Source organism: Kitasatospora sp. NPDC056273 (assembly GCF_042268845.1).
Lineage (GTDB): Bacteria > Actinomycetota > Actinomycetes > Streptomycetales > Streptomycetaceae > Kitasatospora.
The window spans coordinates 1-15,518 of sequence record NZ_JBHJSJ010000096.1 but is presented as its reverse complement, the minus strand read 5'-3'; the positions used below and the strand labels follow the sequence as shown (position 1 = coordinate 15,518).

The 15,518-nt window shown below is 74.4% G+C and carries 19 protein-coding genes; 11 read left to right on the top strand and 8 right to left on the bottom strand.

Features of this window, described 5'->3' with window-relative positions:
* Nucleotides 1-164: 164 nt before the first annotated feature.
* Both ACFCY1_RS40155 and ACFCY1_RS40150 read left to right on the top strand, forming a co-directional pair.
* Nucleotides 165-476 (top strand): transposase, encoded by a 312-nt coding sequence (locus tag ACFCY1_RS40155; RefSeq protein WP_375877717.1) that lies wholly within the window; start codon nt 165-167, stop codon nt 474-476.
* Nucleotides 407-1,393, top strand: coding sequence for an IS3 family transposase (locus tag ACFCY1_RS40150; RefSeq protein ID WP_375877716.1), 987 nt, complete (start codon nt 407-409; stop codon nt 1,391-1,393). Before ACFCY1_RS40155 ends, ACFCY1_RS40150 begins: the two co-directional genes overlap by 70 nt.
* On the opposite strand, the gene ACFCY1_RS40145 is transcribed toward ACFCY1_RS40150, so the two are convergent.
* Nucleotides 1,394-1,873: a hypothetical protein gene (locus ACFCY1_RS40145; RefSeq protein WP_375877715.1), complete on the bottom strand. Its 480-nt coding sequence runs from the start codon at nt 1,871-1,873 to the stop codon at nt 1,394-1,396.
* 110 nt (nt 1,874-1,983) lie between these two features.
* Nucleotides 1,984-2,496 carry a GNAT family N-acetyltransferase gene (locus ACFCY1_RS40140; RefSeq protein WP_375877714.1) on the bottom strand — a complete coding sequence of 171 codons (513 nt, stop codon included), beginning with the start codon at nt 2,494-2,496 and terminating at the stop codon, nt 1,984-1,986.
* 128 nt (nt 2,497-2,624) lie between these two features.
* On the opposite strand from ACFCY1_RS40140, the gene ACFCY1_RS40135 reads away from it, so the two are divergent.
* Complete coding sequence (locus tag ACFCY1_RS40135) at nt 2,625-3,113, top strand: LURP-one-related/scramblase family protein (protein WP_049651067.1); 489 nt, start codon at nt 2,625-2,627, stop codon at nt 3,111-3,113.
* 136 nt (nt 3,114-3,249) lie between these two features.
* Nucleotides 3,250-3,672 (top strand): DUF350 domain-containing protein, encoded by a 423-nt coding sequence (locus tag ACFCY1_RS40130; RefSeq protein ID WP_375877713.1) that lies wholly within the window; start codon nt 3,250-3,252, stop codon nt 3,670-3,672.
* 40 nt (nt 3,673-3,712) lie between these two features.
* Here the strand turns inward: ACFCY1_RS40130 and ACFCY1_RS40125 are convergent, their stop codons facing one another.
* Nucleotides 3,713-4,060 (bottom strand): winged helix-turn-helix transcriptional regulator, encoded by a 348-nt coding sequence (locus ACFCY1_RS40125; RefSeq protein ID WP_375877712.1) that lies wholly within the window; start codon nt 4,058-4,060, stop codon nt 3,713-3,715.
* A gap of 105 nt (nt 4,061-4,165) precedes the next feature.
* Here ACFCY1_RS40125 and ACFCY1_RS40120 point away from each other — a divergent pair, with 105 nt between their 5' ends.
* Nucleotides 4,166-5,083 carry an NAD(P)-dependent oxidoreductase gene (locus ACFCY1_RS40120; protein ID WP_375877711.1) on the top strand — a complete coding sequence of 306 codons (918 nt, stop codon included), beginning with the start codon at nt 4,166-4,168 and terminating at the stop codon, nt 5,081-5,083.
* A 23-nt stretch (nt 5,084-5,106) separates the two neighbouring features.
* Entirely contained in the window at nt 5,107-5,676 is a 570-nt protein-coding gene (locus tag ACFCY1_RS40115) for a GNAT family N-acetyltransferase (protein ID WP_117488924.1), read from the top strand.
* Between the two features lie 63 nt (nt 5,677-5,739).
* Here ACFCY1_RS40115 and ACFCY1_RS40110 read toward each other — a convergent pair whose 3' ends face one another.
* Together ACFCY1_RS40110 and ACFCY1_RS40105 are read right to left on the bottom strand one after the other, a co-directional pair.
* Nucleotides 5,740-6,144 (bottom strand): type II toxin-antitoxin system VapC family toxin, encoded by a 405-nt coding sequence (locus ACFCY1_RS40110; RefSeq protein WP_049651072.1) that lies wholly within the window; start codon nt 6,142-6,144, stop codon nt 5,740-5,742.
* Entirely contained in the window at nt 6,141-6,419 is a 279-nt protein-coding gene (locus ACFCY1_RS40105) for a type II toxin-antitoxin system Phd/YefM family antitoxin (RefSeq protein WP_049651073.1), read from the bottom strand. The genes ACFCY1_RS40110 and ACFCY1_RS40105 overlap by 4 nt, the downstream gene beginning before the upstream one ends.
* 364 nt (nt 6,420-6,783) lie before the next feature.
* On the opposite strand from ACFCY1_RS40105, the gene ACFCY1_RS40100 reads away from it, so the two are divergent.
* The 3 genes from ACFCY1_RS40100 to ACFCY1_RS40090 all read left to right on the top strand — a co-directional run bounded on the left by ACFCY1_RS40100 (nt 6,784) and on the right by ACFCY1_RS40090 (nt 9,814).
* Complete coding sequence (locus ACFCY1_RS40100) at nt 6,784-7,743, top strand: hypothetical protein (RefSeq protein ID WP_375877710.1); 960 nt, start codon at nt 6,784-6,786, stop codon at nt 7,741-7,743.
* Nucleotides 7,744-7,839: 96 nt separating this feature from the next.
* Nucleotides 7,840-8,871 carry an NAD(P)/FAD-dependent oxidoreductase gene (locus ACFCY1_RS40095; RefSeq protein ID WP_375877709.1) on the top strand — a complete coding sequence of 344 codons (1,032 nt, stop codon included), beginning with the start codon at nt 7,840-7,842 and terminating at the stop codon, nt 8,869-8,871.
* 40 nt (nt 8,872-8,911) lie between these two features.
* A complete protein-coding gene (locus tag ACFCY1_RS40090; protein WP_375877708.1) occupies nt 8,912-9,814 on the top strand; it encodes a class I SAM-dependent methyltransferase in 903 nt (300 codons plus the stop codon).
* A gap of 91 nt (nt 9,815-9,905) precedes the next feature.
* On the opposite strand, the gene ACFCY1_RS40085 is transcribed toward ACFCY1_RS40090, so the two are convergent.
* Nucleotides 9,906-10,745: an alpha/beta fold hydrolase gene (locus tag ACFCY1_RS40085; protein WP_375877707.1), complete on the bottom strand. Its 840-nt coding sequence runs from the start codon at nt 10,743-10,745 to the stop codon at nt 9,906-9,908.
* Nucleotides 10,746-10,820: 75 nt separating this feature from the next.
* Between ACFCY1_RS40085 and cutA the strand changes: the two genes are divergently transcribed.
* Nucleotides 10,821-11,189 carry a divalent-cation tolerance protein CutA gene (cutA, locus tag ACFCY1_RS40080; RefSeq protein WP_074002045.1) on the top strand — a complete coding sequence of 123 codons (369 nt, stop codon included), beginning with the start codon at nt 10,821-10,823 and terminating at the stop codon, nt 11,187-11,189.
* Between the two features lie 7 nt (nt 11,190-11,196).
* Here the strand turns inward: cutA and ACFCY1_RS40075 are convergent, their stop codons facing one another.
* Together ACFCY1_RS40075 and ACFCY1_RS40070 are read right to left on the bottom strand one after the other, a co-directional pair.
* Nucleotides 11,197-11,847 carry a response regulator transcription factor gene (locus ACFCY1_RS40075; protein WP_049651080.1) on the bottom strand — a complete coding sequence of 217 codons (651 nt, stop codon included), beginning with the start codon at nt 11,845-11,847 and terminating at the stop codon, nt 11,197-11,199.
* Nucleotides 11,811-13,151 (bottom strand): sensor histidine kinase, encoded by a 1,341-nt coding sequence (locus tag ACFCY1_RS40070; RefSeq protein WP_375877706.1) that lies wholly within the window; start codon nt 13,149-13,151, stop codon nt 11,811-11,813. Before ACFCY1_RS40070 ends, ACFCY1_RS40075 begins: the two co-directional genes overlap by 37 nt.
* 267 nt (nt 13,152-13,418) lie before the next feature.
* Between ACFCY1_RS40070 and ACFCY1_RS40065 the strand changes: the two genes are divergently transcribed.
* Nucleotides 13,419-15,446, top strand: a complete 2,028-nt coding sequence (locus ACFCY1_RS40065) for a serine hydrolase domain-containing protein (RefSeq protein ID WP_375877705.1) — start codon at nt 13,419-13,421, stop codon at nt 15,444-15,446.
* The last annotated feature ends 72 nt before the right edge of the window (nt 15,447-15,518 follow it).

The following is a 15,518-nucleotide window of genomic DNA, read 5'->3' as shown; positions in this document are numbered from 1 at the left end:
AGGGAGCCCCCGTCATGGCTGCACCGATGAAGTACCCGCCCGAGTTGCGGCAGCGGGCTGTTGCCGCATACCGGGCGGCCGATCCGAAGCCCGTGTGAGGTTCCCCCGAGGTGCGGAAGGTTGCCGGAGATGGCCTGATTGGCCATGAGAAGGGAGCCCCCGTCATGGCTGCACCGATGAAGTACCCGCCCGAGTTGCGGCAGCGGGCTGTTGCCGCATACCGGGCGGCCGATCCGAAGCCCGTGATCCGTCAGATGGCCCGCGAGCTCGGGGTTCACCATGAGGCCCTGCGGAACTGGATCCGCCAGGACGAGGCGGATCGGGGTGAGCGCGACGACCGGCTGACCACTGTCGAGAAGGAGGAGTTGGCGGCTCTGCGCAAGGAGAACGCCGAGCTCCGGCGCTCGTGCGAGATCCTCAAGGCCGCCTCGGCTTTTTTCGCCCAGGAGCTCGACCCGACCCGGCGACGGTACTGAAGCTCATCGACGAGCACCAGGACCGCTTCGGGGCCGAGCCCGTCCTCCGGGAACTGCACATCCCCGCCTCCACCTACTACCGCTGGCGCCGCGACGTCCACGAGCCCTGCGAGCGCAAGCGCCACGACGCGGAGCTGACCGAGCACATCCGCCGCATCCACGCCGACTCCGACGAGACCTACGGCTCCCCACGCGTCCATGCCGTCCTGCGGCGCGAGGGCACCCACGTCGGCCGCAAGCGGGTCGAGCGTCTGATGCGCCAGGCCGGAATCCAGGGCGTCAGCCCGCGCCGGCCCCGCTCCTTCACCCGCCGCGACCCGGCGGCGGACCCCGCTCCGGACCTGGTCCAGCGCGACTTCACCGCCGCCGCACCGAACCGGCTGTGGGTCGCCGACATCTCGCTGATCCCCACCGGCGAGGGCCCGTGGTGGCTTGCCACGATCCGCGACGCCTTCTCCCGTCGCATCGTCGGCTGGCACACCTCCGAGCGCGCGGACGCCGACCTGGTCCTCACCGCCCTGGAGTACGCGCTGCACGGCCGGCCCATCGAGCCGGGGAAGCTGATTCATCACAGCGACCACGGGTGTCAGTACACGTCCATCAAGCTCACAACTCGCCTGCTGAAGGCGGGAATCGAGCCGAGCATGGGAAGCGTGGGCGACTCGTTCGACAACGCCCTGGCAGAGAACTTCTGGAGCGTCCTGAAGACCGAGTGCGTGCGCCGCACGACCTTCACCACCCGCACCGACGCCGACCTCGCGCTGTTCGCCTACATCGACGGCTGGTACAACACCCGCCGCATCCAGAAGCACCTGAGCTGGCTCAGCCCCGACGAGTACGAAGCCAAGCACTACGCCGACCAGGCGACGGCCGAACCAGTGGCCGTCGAACCACCCACACCCGCCCTGACCAGGTAATCACCACCTCCCGCGCAGCGGGGGAAGCTCAATGTCGTGCTCGCGGAAGTTGCCGGGGCCTTCGCGGTCGCTCGCGTCCGGGTGAGGTGCCACGTTCCAGACCGGGGTCATCGCCGCGTGGTGGATATGGCGGATCTCGCTGAGGGTAACGAGGCGGCCGTCATGCCAAGCGTCCGGTTCCAGTGCCTGGCCGTAGACCCAGCGGGCAGCGTCAGCGTAGCCCTGGACCTCGTTGTACTCGCTGAGCGGCTTCGCTCCGACGGCTCGACCCTGGTCCAGGAGTGCTTGCACCTCGCGAAGGACCAGGGTGTTGCCCTCAAGCGCGGTGGAGTGGTGTGCTTCCTGGTGCCAGATGTCGTCCCAGATCTCCTGGGCTTCTCGGGGACTGGGGAGTCCGCCGAAGCGCTCGTTCAGCTCGGTCAGCGCGCCGGCGAGTCGGTTGTAGACGGTACTGCGACTGGGCCTGCCTCGTCCTGCCAACGTCGCTCTCCCCAGAGTTGATACATGCCATCAGCGGCTAATTGAACTTATCAACTCTGAGGGCCGCAAGGATCTGACCAGTGCATGGTGACCGCGCGGGCCGCGAGGGGCTACGGCCGGGTGAGGTCGGCCTGCCAGCGGGTCTCGCCGTCCTGGGTGTGGGCGGTGTGGCGCAGGCCGAGGGCGGTGGCGATCCTGGCGGAGGCGTGGTGGTCGGGGTGGATGTGGGCGAGGGCGGTGGTGACGCCGGCGGCGGTGAGGTGGGCGAGCAGGGTGCGGGCGGCCTCGGTGGCCAGGCCGCGGCGCTGCCAGGGGGTGCCGACCACCCAGGCGAGTTCGGCCCCGTCGGGGCGGACGGTGGTCTGCACGTAGCCGGTGAGGGCGCCGTCGGCGCGCAGCCGCAGCACCCAGTTGCCCCAGGCCTCGGCCGGGTCGGGGGAGCCGGCGGCGAGCCGGGCGCAGCGGGCGCGCAGCTCCTCGACGGTGGCCGGGCGGCCGCCGGTGAAGGCGTGCAGGGCCGGGTCGGCGAGCGCGGCCGCCAGCTCCTCGGCGTGCCCGGGGGCGATCGGCAGCAGGTCGAGGCGCTCGCTGCGCAGCTCGGCGGTGGTGAGGTCAGGGTGCATGGCCGTATTGAAGGGGATCGGGGGCCGTTGTGCGACGGGGTTTCCGGTCGGCCGTCCCGTGGCGGTGCTTTCCCGCGGCCGGGGGTCCGGGGTCGAATGGGGCGGACGTCAACACGAGGAGGTCGCAGGTGCGGTACCTGGTCAGGGAGAAGCTGTTCGCGGTCGGCGACGACTACTGGATCGAGGACGACCGGGGCCGCAAGGCGTACCTGGTGGACGGCAAGGTGCTGCGGCTGCGGGACACCTTCGAGCTGAAGGACGCGCACGGGCGGGTGGTCGCGGTGGTGAAGGAGAAGATGCTCACCGTCCGCGACGCGATGAAGATCGAGGACGCCGACGGCGAGGTGGTCGCCACCGTCCGGGAGAAGCTGTTCACCCCGTTCCGGGACAAGTACCTGGTGGAGCTGGCCTCCGGCGGCGAGCTGAAGATCCACGGCAACCTGATCGACAAGGACTACCGGATCGAGAACCAGCACGGCGACGACCTGGCCCGGATCAGCCGCAAGTGGTTCCGGATCCGCGACACCTACGGGGTGGAGATCGCCGACGGCGCGGACACCGGCCTGCTGCTGGCCGTCGCGGCCTGCGTCGACCACCTGGTGCACGAGGACGACTGACCCGTCCCCGGTTTCCGGATCCCGGTCCGCCCCTCACCCGGGTGGGGTATCTTTTGCCAACCCTTGACCAAGGCGGTCGGGGGCCCTGACCAGCCGGTCGGGGGCTGGCGTGAGCGGACCGGGGGCTGGAACCACGATGAACGACATCCTGCACGGGCTCGGTGCGGCGGCGGCCTACGGCGTCCTCGGCGTGGTGCTGCTGCTCCTCGGCATCGGCCTGGTCGACCTGCTGACGCCCGGCAGGCTCGGCCACCAGATCTGGGTCGAGCGCAACCGCAACGCCGCCGTCCTGCTCAGCTCCGCGCTGCTCGGCATCGGCGGCATCGTCTTCACCGCGATCATGTACACCTACGCCGACTTCGCCAAGGGCCTGCTGTCGACGGCCTGTTACGGCCTGCTCGGGCTGGTGCTGATGGCCGTCGCGTTCTGGCTGGTGGACCTGCTGACGCCGGGAAAGCTTGGCGCGATCCTGGTCGAGCCGGAGCCGCACCCGGCGGTGTGGGTGTCCGCCTCCTGCAACATCGCGGTGGCGGCGGTGGTGTCGGCCGCGATCGCGTAGGGCCCGCGCCACGCCGGGTGCGGCGCCCCGTGCGGCCGCGCTACGCCGGGTACGGCGCCCCGCCCAGGAGGTGCTCCCGGCCCCAGGCGCCCAGCGGCCCCAGCGCCGTGTTGAGGCGGTGCCCCGCCTCGGTCAGCGCGTACTCGACCCGCGGCGGCACCTCCTCGTACGCCTCGCGGTGCACGATGCCGTGCGCCTCCATCTCGCGCAGGTGCGCGGCCAGCACCTTCTCGGTGATCCCCGGCAGCAGCCGGCGCAGCTCGCCGAAGCGGCAGCGCGGGCGCTCGCCCAGGGCCCAGAGGATCGACACCTTCCACTTGCCGCCGATCACGTCCATCGCGGCGTCCGTCCCGCAGATGTACGCCCCCGGCCTCGGCACGGTCGCCATGCCCACCCCTTCCGAACCTCCGACCTGGATACTGACCCCAGGGTAACCACCCACTCCGAAGTGCGTACTTGATCGTTTCCGGGGGCAGCGCGGAGGCTGACTGCCATGGCAACCAACCCCGTTGAGAACGCGTCCGAGACCACGCCCGCCCTGAACACCCCGTCCACCCCGCTCACCCTGCTCGGCCTCGGCGCGATGGGTACCGCGCTGGCCGGGGCCTGGCTCGCCGCCGGGCACCCGCTGACCGTCTGGAACCGCACCGCCGCCCGCGCCGAGGGGCTCGCCGCCCGCGGTGCCGCCGTCGCCGCCACCGCCGCGGAGGCGGTCGCCGCGAACCGGCTGGTCGTCGTCTGCCTGCTCGACGACGCCTCCGTGCCGGCGGCGCTGGAGGGCGTCGACCTGACCGGCAAGGACCTGGTCAACCTGGTCACCAGCACCCCCGCGCAGGCCCGCGCCCGCGCCTCCTGGGCCGAGGAGCGCGGCGCCCGCTACCTGGACGGCGGGATCATGGCCGTCCCGCCGATGATCGGTGTCCCGGCGACCGGGGCGTACGTGTTCTACAGCGGCTCGTCCGAGCTGTTCGAGGAGCACGGGGCCACCCTCGCCGTCCCGGCCGGCACCCGGTACGTGGGCGCGGACGCCGGGTACGCGGCGCTGCACGACGTGGCGCTGCTCAGCGGGATGTACGGGATGCTCGCCGGGATCGCGCACGCCTTCGCACTGGTCCGCGGCGAGGCCGTGGCGCCGAGCGAGCTGGCGCCGCTGCTGGGCGGCTGGCTCGCCGCGATGTCCGGCTCGGTGGCCAGGACTGCGGAGCAGCTGGAGAGCGGCGACTACACCCAGGGCGTGGTGTCCAACCTGGCGATGCAGGTGGCCGGCCGGCAGACGCTGCTGGGCACCGCCGAGGAGCAGGGGGTGAGCGCCGAACTGCTGGAGCCGTACTTCCGGTTGATGGAGCGCAGGCTGGAGATCGGCGGCGGCGAGGAGGACCTGACCGGGGTCGTCGACCTGCTGCGACGGTGAGTCCCGGCCGGTAACGTACCGGCATGGCAGACCTCGAAGAACGCGCCACCGTCGTCGCGTCCCACTCACGGCAGGCCGGAGCGGGGGTGCTGGTCCGACCGCGCCGCGCCGACGACCTCGCCGACTGCGTCCGGGTGCTCGGCGACGTCCACGCGGCCGACGGCTATCCCGCCGACTGGCCCGACCGCCCCGCCGCCTGGCTGACCCCGGACGGCCAGCTCGCCGCCTGGATCGCCGAGTCGGACGGCCGGCTCGCCGGACACGTCGGCCTCGCCCGCAGCACCCCGGACGACCTCGCCCCCGCCCTGTGGAGCCACCGCACCGGCGGCCGCCCGGAGCTCACCAGCGTGATCGGCCGCCTCTACGTCGCCCCCACGGCGCGCGGCCACCTCATCGGCGCCCGGCTGCTGGCCTGCGCCGTGGCGCACGCGCGGGCGCTCGGCCTGCACCCCGTGCTCGACGTCCTCGCCACCGACACCGCCGCCGTGGCCCTCTACCGCCGCCTCGGCTGGACCCACCTCGGCAGCGGCGACCAGCGGTGGGCCTCCGGCCGCACCGTCACCGTCCACTGCTTCGCCGCCCCGAGGGGATGAGCCCCGGCCCGCCCGGCCCCGCCCAGCCCCGCCCAGCCCCGACAGCCGGGCGGGGCTGGGCGGCTATACCGCGATGACCTCGATCCCCTGCTCCAGGCCGATGAAGTCGTCCGCGTTCCGGGTGTAGAGCGGTAGGCCGTGGGCGGCGGCGGTGGCAGCGATCATCAGGCCCATGCGGCGAGGGCGGGGGTCGCGCTTGGCCTGGATCGTGAGTGCGATCAGTGTTCCGAATCGCCGGGCGGCCTCACGGTCAAACGGGAGGGCGGTGAACTCCGCCTCCACGTCGGCCAGCCGTTGGGCCCTGGCCAGCATCTGCACTGGGTCCTTGGCCATGGCGACACCCTGGGAGAGCTCGGCCAGCACCACCGAGGGCACGGCGACCTCGAACGGCAGGAGTTCCGGATCGATCTGCGGCAGATCGATCACCACACAGGTGTCGAGCAGGCCGCACTGGCGTCGTTCGCTCACGCGCGCTCCCACGGGTCGCCGCCGCCCTCGACCCGGTCCTCGTCGCCGTAGAAGGTGTCGGCCTCGGCCCGCAGCTGAGCGGCGTCGACGGCGGGTGCGCTCCGCCACTTGCGCTGGAGCTCTTCCACGGGGACGAACCGTCGGCGGTTGCTGATCGGTCGGACTTCGGCGATCTCCGTGCCGTTGCGGGTGACGTGGTAGATCTCGCCGGCTTCGACGTCGTCGAGTACGGCCTTGGACCGCGCCGCGAGTTCGCGCTGCGTGATGGTCTTCATGGTGCCAGTGTATCGCGCCGCAATACACTGTGCCACGCTTTCCCGTCCCGGCTGGTCGTCGAGGCCGGGCAGGACGATGGTGGCACCGTGGTCCACGGTGCGCAGGCCGGTGACCGCCGGGCTGACCGTCGAGCGGGTCGCTGGGGAGGCTCGCGGCACCGGTGGTCCGGACACGGTCGTCGTGGTCGAGGCTGCCGATGAAGCCTCGCATGGGGTTGTTCCCCTGGTGCTAGCTCAGTTGTGCGTCGGGGACTGCGAGTTGGAGTGATATCGGCCGCGCGTGGTGCGGGGTCCCCCGGGTGGGGGAGGGGGATCACCGTGCCGGGGGAGGGGCGGGGCGGGTGGCGCGGGTGAGCCTGGCGGCATGGTGAGAAGCGGGTGGGCGGTGGCCGGCTGGGGGCTCGGGTACGCCGGGTTCGGGGCGGGGTGCGGGCTGAGCGGGACGGCGCTGTTCGGCGCGCACTGGCCGGGGTGGGTGGTGGTCGGCGTGGGGCTGCTCTCGGCCGTCGCCGGAGCGCTGGTGGCGCGCCGGAAACCGGTGCGGCTGCAGCGGCTGCTGTGGCCGCTCTGCGGGGCGGCCGCGGTGGGGGCCTGGAGCCTGCTGATGGACCTGGTGACGCTGGTGTTCGGCCAGCGGGTGGACAGCGTCCCCGACACGGTGGGGCGCGCCCTGGCGGCGCTGGGGGCGGTACTGCTGGCCAGGGCCGCCCTGGGACTGCGGCCCGGTGCCCGTGCCGGCCGGGCCGGGCAGGCCGCGCCGGCTCCCACGGCGGCCCCGCCGCTCGTCCAACTCGCCGCCTGGACAGGGACTCTGGCGTTCGTGCCGTACGTGCTGATGAAGCTGGTCTGGGCGCTCGGCGGCAGTTTCGCGGGGATCAGCGGTGACCGGATGTACGCGAGCTATGTGCGCAACGGCTCCTCCGGGCTCTGGCTCGCCCTGGAGCGTTGGGGACTGGACGGCACGATGCTGCTGGCGCTGCTCGGGGTGTTCCTGCTCTGGGGGCTGGTCCGTCCGTGGGGGCAGGTCTTCCCGCGCTGGACCCTGCCGCTGCGCGGCCGCCGGGTGCCGCGCTGGCTGCCGCTCACCCCGGCCCTGCTGGGTGCGGCCACGTTGGCGCCGTACGGGGTGGTCGGGGTCGGCTACCTGGGGCTGTGCACCGCCGGGGTGACGCGGATCAGGCTGGGCGAGTTCGCCGGTGAGCAGAGCGCGCTGGAGGTCGCCTGGGTGGGGATGTGCGGGTTCGCCGGGTACGGGGTCGCGCTGGCGGTGGCCGCCCGGTCGTACTGGCGGCGGACGGGGGCGCGGGCCGCCGAGGTGGGCTGAGGGCGAGGTCGGCTCGGGGCCGGGGTTTGCTGAGGCGGCAACATTGCTTGCCGATCCGGTGGGGTGGGCCGCAGCCTGGCGGTGGAGGTGAGCGCCATGGGCGAGACGACCGGGACGACCAGGACAGCCGGGGTGACCGGGATCAGGGGGAGCGAGCGCTACGACGTGGTGGTGGTCGGCGCCGGAGCGGCGGGGCTGAACGCCGCGCTGGTGCTGGGCCGGGCCCGGCGCCGGGTCGCGGTGGTGGACGCCGGCGAGCCGCGCAACGCGCCCGCCGCCCACATGCACGGCTACCTGAGCCGGGACGGCATGCCCCCGGCGGCGCTGCTGGCGGTCGGGCGGGAGGAGGTCGCCCGGTACGGGGCGGACCTGATCGACGCCCGGGTCGAGCACATCGAGCCCGCCGGTGCCGATGCCGGTGCCGGTCCGGCGGGGCCCGCGGCGCCGGGCTTCGTGGTCCACCTGGCCGGCGGGCCGGTGCTGCACGCGCGCCGGGTGGTCGTCGCCACCGGGCTGCGGGACGGCCTGCCGGAGCTGCCCGGCCTGGTCGAGCGGTGGGGCCAGGATGTGCTGCACTGCCCGTACTGCCACGGCTGGGAGGTCCGCGACCGCCCGCTCGGCGTGCTCGGCACCGGCCCCGGGGCGGTCAACCAGGCGCTGCTGCTGCGGCAGTGGTCGGCGGACGTGGTGCTGCTCGCGCACACCCTCGCACTGACCGACGACGAGCGGGAACGGCTCGCCGCCCGGGACGTCCGGGTGGTCGAGGGCCGGATCGTCCGCCTGGTCTCCGACGACGGGCGGCTGCGCGGCGTCGAGCTCGCCAACGGGCAGGTGGTGCCGCGCGAGGCGGTGTTCGTCTTCCCGCAGCCGGTGCCCCGGGACGCGCTGCTCTTCGGCCTCGACTGCGCCCGGGACGACAACGGCTGGGTCACCACCGACCGGACCGGCCGCACCAGCCTCCCCGGCGTCTGGGCGGTCGGCAACGTCGCCGACCCGCGCGCCCAGGTGGTCACCGCCGCCGGGATGGGCGCGGCGGCCGCCTTCGCGCTCGACCACGACCTCGCGGCGGAGGAGGTCGAGCGGGCCGTCGTGCGGTACCGCGCGTCCGGTGCCGCCGTGCCCGCCTGAGCGGGGAAGCTTTCGTCAACCCACGATCGGAGAAACCCTGATGTCAGCGCACCAGCACGACCACTCCCACTCCCACGGCCCGTCCCACGGGCACTCCCACGGGCACGTCCCCGCCGCCGACTTCGACTGGGACGCGCTCGCCGCGCACCTGGAGCTGGAGGGCGACCTGCGGGCCGGCGCCGTCACCGAGGCCGGGCGGTGGCTGCTCGGCCTGCACGGCGAGGGCGCGGTTCGGCGGGTCCTCGACGTCGGCAGCGGGCCCGGGGTGATCGCCGGACTGCTGGCGGAGGTCTTCCCGGCGGCCGAGGTGGTGGCCGTCGACCAGTCGGCCGCCCTGCTGGAGCGTGCCCGGGTCCGCTCCGGTGGCCGGCTCGGCACCCGACAGGCCGACCTGCCCGCCGAGTTCGACAAGCTCGGCGAGGCCGACCTGATCTGGTCCGGCAACGCCATCCACCACCTCGGCGACCAGCAGGCCGCGCTCACCTCGCTCGCCGGGGCGCTGCGGCCCGGCGGCCTGCTCGCCGTCGCCGAACGCGGCCTGCCCGCGCGCTACCTGCCGCGCGACTTCGGCCTCGGCCGGCCCGGCCTCCAGGCCCGGATGGACGCCGCCCACGAGGACGGCTTCACCACCATGCGGGCCGAACTGCCGGACAGCACCGAGGAGATCGAGGACTGGCCGGCCATGCTCGGACGGGCCGGGCTGACCCCGACCGGCACCCGCACCTTCCTGGTCGACCACCCCGCCCCGCTCGCCGGCCCGGTCCGCGCTTACCTGCACGTCCAGCTGACCCGGCTGCGCGACCGGCTCGCCGAACAGCTCGACACCGAGGACCGGGCCACCCTGGATGCCCTGCTCGCCGAGGACGCCCCCACCGGGATCCTGCACCGCCCGGACGCCTTCTACCTCTCCGCGATGACCGTCCACACGGCCCGCCGGGACTGACCCGGCGGCCCCGGCGGGCCGGGGCGCGCCGGAGCCGGGGCCTCGCGGGTTGGCGGGGGCGGGTGTGGGACCGTCCGGGCGGCCCGTCGCTTCAGGGTGCGAGGAAGGCGGCCACCGTACGGCTGAAGGCGGCCGGGTCGTCGAGCCACGGGTAGTGGCCGGCGGCGGGCTGGACGGCGGTACGGGCGTGGCGGAACAGCGCGGCCGTGGCGCGGACCGCCCCGGGCCTCGGGTCGGGGTCGTACTCGCCGGCCAACAGGAGTGCCGGGGAGGCGAGTTCGGCCACGGCGGCGCGGACGTCGGCGGGTTGGAAGCCGCCGCCGTGGTAGGCCGCGGCGGCCTCCGGGTGGCTCTGGGCGGTGCGGTCGGCCTCGTGGGCGCGGGCGGCGGCGTCCCAGGTGCCGTGGAAGAGCGGTGCCACGGCGTCGGGGTCGGCGGCGCCGCCGGCGAAGGCGGTGCGGACGGCGGCCCGGGCGGCCGGGTACCACTCCTGCTCGGCGAGGCCGCGGGCCTCGGCCGCCTCGCGGTAGTCGTCCTCGGAGGAGGTGCCGCCGAAGATCCGGAGGCTGGGCGTGACCAGGACCAGCCGACCGGTGCGTTCCGGGTGCCGCAGCGCGTACAGGGTGGCGAGCGAGCAGCCGGCGGAGTGGGCGAGGAGGTCCACCCGGTCGAGTCCGAGGTGGGTCCGGAAGGCCTCGACGTCCGCCACCTGCCGGTCGACCCGGTGGTCCGCCGGGTCGGCCGGGCGCTCCGAGCGGCCCGTGCCGCGCAGGTCGAGGACGTGCAGGGCGCGGTGCGTGGAGAGGCCGCCGAGGTCGCCGAGGTACGCGGCGTCGCGCATCGGGCCGCCGGCGAGGACGAGCAGCGGCTCGCCCCGGCCGAGCACGCGGTAGCCGAGCCGGGTGCCGTCGGGGCCGGTGAAGGTCGTCATCGGCCGATCGTGGCAACCGCCGTCCGGCCGGGGCAACGGGAATTCGGCCGACCCGTCCCGGGGTACCGTCGGCGCATGACAGCGAGTGAGCGGCGCTTCGTCGTGGTGACCACGACCCACGAGAGCGAGGAGCGGGCCCGGGCCCTGGCGTCCGCCGTGGTGCGGGAGCGGCTGGCGGCCTGCGCCCAGGTGTACCCCGTACGGTCGGTGTACTGGTGGGACGGCGAGGTGCAGGACGCCGAGGAGTGGCGGATCGACCTCAAGACCAGGGCCGAACTCGTGGACCGGCTGGGCGCGTTCGTGGCCGGGCGGCACTCCTACGAGACGCCCGAGCTGGTCGCCGTACCGGTGACGGGCGGCAGCCGGGGCTACCTCGACTGGGTGGCCGCGGAGACCACGCCCGAGGGAACCACGCCAGAGGAAACCCAGGGCGCCGAGGACTGAGGACGGCTCAGGGCGCGACCTGGAGGAAGGCGAGCACGGCCAGCACCCGCCGGTGGTCCTCCTCCGAGGGCGGCAGGTCGAGCTTGAGGAAGATGTTGGCCGTGTGCTTCTTCACCGCCCGCTCGGTGATCACCATCCGTTCGGCGATCGCCGCGTTGGAGCGCCCCTCCGCCATCAGGCCCAGCACCTCGCGTTCACGCGGCGTCAGGCGGTCCAGCGGCTTGTTGCGTTCGTTGCTGCCGACCAGCATGGCGATCACCTGCGGGTCGAGCGCGGTGCCGCCGGCCGCCACCCGCTGGACCGTCTCCACGAACTCGTCGGGGTCGAAGACCCGGTCCTTCAGCAGGTAGCCGATCGCGCCGGTGCCGTCGGCGAGCAGCTCCTTGGCGTAGAGCTGCTCGACGTACTGGGAGAGCACCAGCACCGGCAGCCCGGGGATCCGCCGGCGGGCCTCCAGCGCGGCCTGGAGGCCCTCGTCGGTGAACGTCGGGGGCAGCCGCACGTCGACGACGGCCACGTCCGGGCGTTCGGTGAGCAGGGCCTCCAGGAGGGCCGGTCCGGTGTCCACCGCGGCCACGACCTCGAAGTCGTAGGCCTCCAGCATCCGGACCAGTCCGTCCCTCAGGAGGAAGAGGTCCTCGGCGAGGACAACTCGCACGGCAGCTCCATCGTCAGGGTCGTGGGGCCGCCGAGCGGGCTGCGGACGGCCAGGACGCCGTCGAAGGTAGCAAGCCGCCGTTCCAGGCCGCGCAGCCCGGTGCCGCGCGAGGGGTCGGCGCCGCCGGTGCCGTCGTCGGTGACCTGGGCCTTCAGGGTGCCGTCCTGGTACCAGAGTTGGACGTCGACCCGGCTCGCGCCCGCGTGCTTGGCGGCGTTCGTCAGGGCTTCGGAGACGGCGAAGTAGACGGCGGACTCGACCGGTGCCTCGGCGCGGCCGGGCAGGTCGGCGGTGACCGTGACGTTCAGCGGGCTGTCCATGCCCAGGGCCCGTACGGCGTCGGCCAGTCCGCGGTCGGCGAGGACCGGCGGGTGGATGCCGCGGACCAGGTCGCGCAGCTCGTTGAGGGCGGTGGCGGAGGCCTGGCGGGTCTCGGCGAGCAGCTGCTTCGCGGCCTGCGGGTCCCGTTCGACCAGCCGCTCGGCGACGCCCAGGTTCATCCCCATGGCCACCAGCCGGGCCTGCGCGCCGTCGTGCAGGTCCCGTTCGATCCGGCGCAGTTCGGCGGCCTGGGCGGTGAGCGCGTCGCGCCGGGTCTCGGTCAGGTGGACGACCTTGCGCTGGGCGGCCAGCGCCTCGGCGCGGGCGGTCGGGCCGAGCAGGGCCCTGGCCAGCGCGGTGTGGCCGCGCAGCGCGCCGGGGGCGATCGCCGGACCGGCCAGGAGGGTCGGGACGGCGAGCAGGACGGCGATCCGGGCGCTGCCCGGGTCCGTCACGTGCACCCACCAGTACCAGGTGTTGCCGTCGGCCGAGGCGATCGGCTCCCAGAGCCAGGGCTGCAGCAGGCCGAAGAGGCCGAAGGCGACCAGGGCCGGCGGGAACAGCGCCACGGTGAAGCCGATCACCGGGTCGACCAGCAGCCAGAGCAGGTCCCGCCAGGTGGCCGGGTCGCCCAGCAGGGCCCGGCAGCGCTGCCAGGCGCCCTTGAGGCCCGGCTCGGCCGGCGGCAGCGGCCGGTACGGCTCGCGGACCGCGACGCCGGACCAGCGGGCGGCCAGCGTGCGGCGGCGGCCGGCCAGGGCCCGGACGGCGAGGACGGTCGCCGGCACCAGCAGGACGCCGAGGCCCACGCCCAGCAGGACGGCGGTGACCGTGGCGGCGGCGAGCAGCAGCAGCTGCGGCACCGCGAACCCGGCCAGTGCCGTCGCGCGCAGCAGGTCCCGTACGGCCCGGCGCGCCCGGTCGAGCGGGGTGCCCGCGCTCCGCCCGGCGGCCTCGGCGCCGCCCCCGACTTCCTTGCCCACGCTGCCCGTTGTCACTGTCCGTCCCCCTCCGTACCGGCCTCGCGGCCGCCGTCCCGACCCTGCGGACCACCAGACTGCCCTACCCCGCCGCCCTGTTCACGGGGCCTCGGCCCCCTCTTGGCGGTACCTGGGTACACCCTCCGATCGACGCCCAGGGGCCCTGCCCCGGCCCACCGCTCCCGGCCTAGCGTTCGAGGTGTCCGGAAGCGGCCCGTCAGCGGAGCGCCGGATCCCCGCCAACCACCGCAATGATCACGGGAGTTCGCCATGTCCGAGCGCTTCGCCGCCGGCCGTCCGCTGGTCCGTCTGGTCCTGGTGCTGGCCGCCCTCGGCCTCTTCCTCCACGGCCTCACCCCGGCCCACGCCGCCGGGCACGCGTCCGGAACCGGTGCGCCGTCCGGAACCAGTGCGCCGACGGCCGGAATCGGCGCGCCGCCCTCCCCGGCCGACCCCGTCCAGGTGAGAGCCCTGTTCGACGAGCTGCTTCCCCGGCTGCTCGCCGAGCACCGCATCCCCGGCGCCGCCGTGACCGTGGTGGCCGGCGGGCGGGAGGTCTTCTCGGGCGGCTACGGCGTCGCCGACACCCGGACGAACCGGCCCGTCGACCCGGCGCGGACCGCCTTCTTCATGGGCTCCGACGCCAAGGTGTTCACCGCCGTCGCCGTCCTCCAGCAGGTCGCGGCGGGGAAGCTGGACCTGGGCACCGACGTCAACCGCTACCTGACCGCCTTCAAGGTCAGGGACGGCTACCCGGGCCGCCCGGTCACCGTCGAGAACCTGCTCACCCACACCGCGGGCTTCGACGACAGCTTCATGGGCCTCGCCCAGGCCGGGCCCGGGCGGGTCGAGGGCCTCGGCGCCTCGCTCGCCGCCCACCAGCCGGACCGGGTCCGCGCCCCCGGCACCGCCGCCGCGTACGACAACTACGGTGTAGCGCTGGCTGGTTACCTGGTCGAGACGGTCTCCGGGCAGCCCTTCGACCAGTACGTCTCGCAGCACGTCCTCCAGCCCCTCGGGATGGACCGCACCACCTTCAGCCAGCCCCACCCCGCCGCGATCGACGCCGACCTCGCCCGCGGCCACCGCCCCGAGGGCGACGGCCAGACCGGGACCGCGGGCCTCTACGGCCCCTGGACGCCCACCGGCGCCGCCGCCGTCACCACCGCCGACGACATGGCGAAGCTGCTGCTCGCCCTGCTCCCGCAGGGCGGCCCGGACGCCCGGCGGATCCTCGACCCGGCGACGGCCGAGCGGCTGCTCGCCCGCCACTACGGCCCCGACCCGCGTCTGCCCGGCCTGGCCTACCTGCTGGAGCAGCGCACCCACGGCAGCGAGCAGCTGCTGGTCAAGGACGGCGACGTGCCCGGCTTCCACAGCAACCTCGCCCTGCTGCCCCAGCGCGGCCTCGGCCTCTACGTGACCCTCAACGGCGACGGCACCGACGCCAGCGGCGGCTGGGCCACCCAGCAGGTGCTCACCGCCTTCCTGGACCGCTTCCTGCCCGCGCCCCCGGCCGCCGCGACCGCGCCGCTCACCGGCGGCCTGGACGCCTACGCCGGCGACTACCGCTCCACCCGCACCAGCCACGCCGACCTCACCCGGGCCGCCGCCCTGATGGCCTCCCCGCACGTCACCGCCGAGCACGGCCGGCTCACCGTCACCGGCCCCGTCACCCGGGACCCGGAGGCGGCCGAGACGCACTGGGAGCAGCTCGAACCCGGTCTGTTCCAGCAGGTCGGCGGCACCGCGCGGATCGCCTTCCAGCGGGCCGCCGACGGCACCCTCACGCTGCTCACCGACGCCGACCCGACCATCGCCTACCAGCGGCTCGCCTGGTACCAGGCACCCGGCCCGCACCAGGCGGTCGCCGTCGGCAGCCTCGCCGTCCTCGCCCTCACCCTGCTCGGCTGGCCGGTGGCGGCGGCGGTCCGCCTGGCCCGCCGCCGGGGCCGGGCCGACCGGCCGGCCGTACGGCTGCTCGGCTGGACCACCGGGGCGCTGCTGCTCGCCGCCACCGGCTGCTTCGCCCTGCTGACGGCGGACGCCAACGCGCTCAACCAGACGCTGTTCCTGGGCGATTCGCCGCTGCTGACGGTGGTCCCGGCCCTCGTCGTGACGGCCCTGGTGCTCTCCCCGGTGATGGCGCTCTGCACGGTGCTGGCCTGGCGCGGGCGCTGGTGGAACCTGTTCGGGCGGCTGCACTACACGGGGCTGACGCTGGCGGTGCTGCTCTTCCTGCTCCTCGCGGGGGCGTACGACCTCACCGGGACGGGCGCGCTGGACCTGCTCGGCTGAGGGCGGCGCGCCGGCAGGACGGTACGGCGGTACGAGAACGGCGGCGGGGCCCGGGAATCACCCCGGGCCCTG

Excerpts from the sequence above, each read along its gene's own strand:
- ACFCY1_RS40100 (WP_375877710.1), top strand. The coding sequence starts at position 6,784 with ATGGTGAGAAGCGGGTGGGCGGTGGCCGGCTGGGGGCTCGGGTACGCC.
- ACFCY1_RS40090 (WP_375877708.1), top strand. The coding sequence starts at position 8,912 with ATGTCAGCGCACCAGCACGACCACTCCCACTCCCACGGCCCGTCCCAC.
- ACFCY1_RS40105 (WP_049651073.1), bottom strand. The coding sequence starts at position 6,419 with ATGAAGACCATCACGCAGCGCGAACTCGCGGCGCGGTCCAAGGCCGTA.
- ACFCY1_RS40130 (WP_375877713.1), top strand. The coding sequence starts at position 3,250 with ATGAACGACATCCTGCACGGGCTCGGTGCGGCGGCGGCCTACGGCGTC.
- ACFCY1_RS40155 (WP_375877717.1), top strand. The coding sequence starts at position 165 with ATGGCTGCACCGATGAAGTACCCGCCCGAGTTGCGGCAGCGGGCTGTT.
- ACFCY1_RS40065 (WP_375877705.1), top strand. The coding sequence starts at position 13,419 with ATGTCCGAGCGCTTCGCCGCCGGCCGTCCGCTGGTCCGTCTGGTCCTG.
- ACFCY1_RS40095 (WP_375877709.1), top strand. The coding sequence starts at position 7,840 with ATGGGCGAGACGACCGGGACGACCAGGACAGCCGGGGTGACCGGGATC.
- ACFCY1_RS40120 (WP_375877711.1), top strand. The coding sequence starts at position 4,166 with ATGGCAACCAACCCCGTTGAGAACGCGTCCGAGACCACGCCCGCCCTG.
- ACFCY1_RS40125 (WP_375877712.1), bottom strand. The coding sequence starts at position 4,060 with ATGGCGACCGTGCCGAGGCCGGGGGCGTACATCTGCGGGACGGACGCC.
- ACFCY1_RS40115 (WP_117488924.1), top strand. The coding sequence starts at position 5,107 with ATGGCAGACCTCGAAGAACGCGCCACCGTCGTCGCGTCCCACTCACGG.
- ACFCY1_RS40140 (WP_375877714.1), bottom strand. The coding sequence starts at position 2,496 with ATGCACCCTGACCTCACCACCGCCGAGCTGCGCAGCGAGCGCCTCGAC.
- cutA (WP_074002045.1), top strand. The coding sequence starts at position 10,821 with ATGACAGCGAGTGAGCGGCGCTTCGTCGTGGTGACCACGACCCACGAG.
- ACFCY1_RS40085 (WP_375877707.1), bottom strand. The coding sequence starts at position 10,745 with ATGACGACCTTCACCGGCCCCGACGGCACCCGGCTCGGCTACCGCGTG.